Annotated in this window: 1 protein-coding gene; it reads right to left on the bottom strand. The window is 58.8% G+C overall.

Annotated features, from left to right (window positions below):
• Positions 1–546, bottom strand: a 546-nt coding sequence (locus AWU74_RS06575; RefSeq protein WP_162504963.1) for a tetratricopeptide repeat protein, incomplete at its 3' end; no start/stop codon positions are given.
• Positions 547–815 lie beyond the last annotated feature (269 nt).

Genomic DNA, 815 nt, shown 5'->3' on the forward strand with positions numbered 1-815 from the left:
CCGGTCGTAGTCGCCTTTTGTGGCTTTGGCAGTGCCGGGATTATTGTAGGCTGCCGCTTTGTTCGGGTCGGTCTGGTTCGTATGGCTATAATCCGCAAGCGCACCGTCGTAGTCGTCTTTGCTGCGATAGGGACTGCCGCGATTATAGTAGGCTGCCGCGTCATTCGGGTCGAGCCTGAGCGCTTGGGTGTAATCCGCGATAGCACGGTCGTAGTCGCCCTTGCTGCGATAGGCAAAACCGCGGCTACTGTAGGCTGACGCATCGTTCGGGTTGAGCTTGATTACTTGAGTAAAATCCGCAACCTCTCGGTCATAGTCGCCCTTGCGGTGATAAGCATCGCCGCGCCAGCCGTAGACAAGCGCGTCATTCGGGTCGAGCTTCAGCGCGTCCGTAAAGCATTCTATCGCGGTGTCGAAGTCGCCCCGCTCGATAAAGAGACGTCCTTTATCAAGAGCCGCTTGTGCGGCGGTTTCCGCGCTGCCGCAGGGAGCGAGCGCAGCGGCAAGGGCAAGTCCTAATGCGGCGCGTTTTACGTTCATATTCATTATATAACCTCCGATATGGGCGCTCCGAATGGAAGCGAACCCGTGCCCTTTCTCTCCCGCTCGATAAGCCCGCCCGACGCTTGCCTCCCGCCCGCGTCGGGGCTTGTGAAGTGCGCACTTCAGAAGTCCTGAAGTGCGCGTGTCAGGAGTCCTGAAGTGGGCACTTCAGAAGTCCTGAAGTGCGCGTGTCAGGAGTCCTGAAGTGGGCACTTCAGAAGTCGTGAAGTGCCCGTGTCAGGCGAATGCCCGCGCTCCGCACGGGTAAAACG

Source organism: Treponema endosymbiont of Eucomonympha sp. (assembly GCF_001028545.1).